The sequence below is a fragment of the Alkalibacillus salilacus genome (assembly GCF_030812915.1).
In the GTDB taxonomy this organism is placed as follows: domain Bacteria; phylum Bacillota; class Bacilli; order Bacillales; family Alkalibacillaceae; genus Alkalibacillus; species Alkalibacillus salilacus.
In genome coordinates, this window is record NZ_JAUSTQ010000027.1 from 1 (window position 1) to 1,870 (window position 1,870).

Annotated in this window: 3 protein-coding genes; all 3 read left to right on the forward strand. The window is 34.0% G+C overall.

All coding sequences use genetic code 11. The features are described 5' to 3' along the window. The coding region (locus J2S77_RS14390) for a diguanylate cyclase domain-containing protein (RefSeq protein WP_306978515.1) at positions 1 to 387 on the forward strand (387 nt) is incomplete at its 5' end. Between the two features lie 233 nt (positions 388 to 620). Then, on the forward strand, positions 621 to 1,370 hold the full coding sequence (locus J2S77_RS14395; protein ID WP_306978517.1) for an EAL domain-containing protein: 750 nt from the start codon (positions 621 to 623) through the stop codon (positions 1,368 to 1,370). Between the two features lie 357 nt (positions 1,371 to 1,727). Next, positions 1,728 to 1,870: chemotaxis protein CheW (locus tag J2S77_RS14480; protein WP_370871864.1), on the forward strand; the 143-nt coding region annotated here is incomplete at its 3' end.

A 1,870-nucleotide genomic window follows, 5' to 3' on the forward strand; every position in this document is an offset into this window, starting at 1 on the left:
TATTTGGATCTTGATGAATTTAAAGAAATAAATGATACCTATGGACATCATGTAGGCGATGAGTTATTAAGACAAGTGACCGAACGTATTAATCATGTCATTCGGGGTGGTGACACATTCTCCCGTATTGGTGGCGATGAATTTATTATCTTATTACCAGATGTTGATAATATGGAGGAAGTATCCCATATCGCAGAGCGTATTTTGGAAACAATGAGTCAAAGATGGACAATTGACAGTTATTCATTTTTAACGACATTTAGCATTGGAATTGCTCTCGATGAAGAGGGAGATAATCCGGCAACCTTAATAGAAAAGGCTGATCGCGCCTTGTATAAAGCGAAAAGTTTAGGAAAAAACACTTATTTTATTTACAATAAATCATAAACCGTTAGCATTATCCTTATCATTACTATCTTCTTGAGCATTTTTATCAATATGCTTAGGAGATAGTTTTTTATTGCCTGTAAGACAACAATTAAGTAAAAAATATATTGCAAAAGTCTCAATACTGTTATACTATTCTTATTAATTAATAATTGACAAAATAAGCTAAGAGTTGACTATTTTAGACAATTTTCAACAATTAAGCACCTAAAATTGGCATGAGGAGGATGAGAATGGGGTGTGACACAATAGCGAAAGTAATTGATCATGAATTGGTCTATCATCATTTTCAACCAATTTATAATCTAACCTCCAACGAATCTGTTGGATATGAAGCGCTTTTAAGAACCGATTTATTTGGACATCCAGGATTAGTGTTTGACGCTGCTTATGAAATCGGGCGTTTACATGAATTAGATCGTTTATCCATTAAACAGGCAATTCTCACTTATTCTTCAAATCAATATTTTGAACCAGATCAGAGATTATTTATCAATGTGTTCCCTTCGAATATCATGGACTCAACTTTTGCAATATGGATGCGTGATTTATTGGATGCATCTAACGTCAAACCGCATCAGGTCGTGATTGAAATCAACGAACAAGAACCATCATTTGATCATAGAGTGTTACGTGATTATACATCCATATTAAAGTTATATGGTTTTCATATTGCATTAGATGATGTGGGAAAAGGATCAGCCTCATTGCAAGCGATGATTGAATTAGAGCCTAATATTGTGAAAATGGATCGGTATTTTAGCCGAGGTTTAACCGAATCATTTCATAAACAGGCGTTACTCAACGCGTTTGTTGCGTATGCAGACGAAACTAAAACGGATTTCATTTTGGAAGGTGTTGAATCATCTTCTGAATTATCTAAGGCCCGAGCGTTGGATGTAACATTGGCTCAAGGTTTTTATCTATGTAGGCCACAAGCGCTGGATGACTTGAAACACAAGCCCAAGAATTTAACGTTTTAATTGTTTAGAAGAAAATTAGATAAAGGGTGATTGATTTTGTTCTTTACTAAACATCATCAACACTTATTTCAATACATAAAGTGAGCTATTCGACAAAATTAAACAAATTATTTACTTTTGGCAATTTGAGGGTTACAATAAGTGATAATAGGTCTTATAACCTATGATAATAGTGTGATATTAAATACATTCAAGGCTGTGCTGTATAAACATCAATTAAGATCAAACATATGGTTTCGAGCACTTTTAAGTAAGATGTCATCAAGGTACGGTGATTTTCTTCTAAGGTGCTTTCTTTTTAGCATGAATGGATAATAACACTATCAATTAATTTCTATATTAGAAAGGAGGATACCAATGGAAACGTTGCAAAAGTGTGTTGTATTTGAGCTTGCTGGTGAAGACCATGCTGTATCGATTCAACAAGTATCATCGATTGAAAAAATTCCGACCATTTCAACAGTACCGCAATCTCCAACATACATAAAAGGTGTCGCAGA

Coding starts and splice junctions, on each gene's coding strand:
- J2S77_RS14395 (WP_306978517.1), top strand. CDS start 621: ATGGGGTGTGACACAATAGCGAAAGTAATTGATCATGAATTGGTCTAT.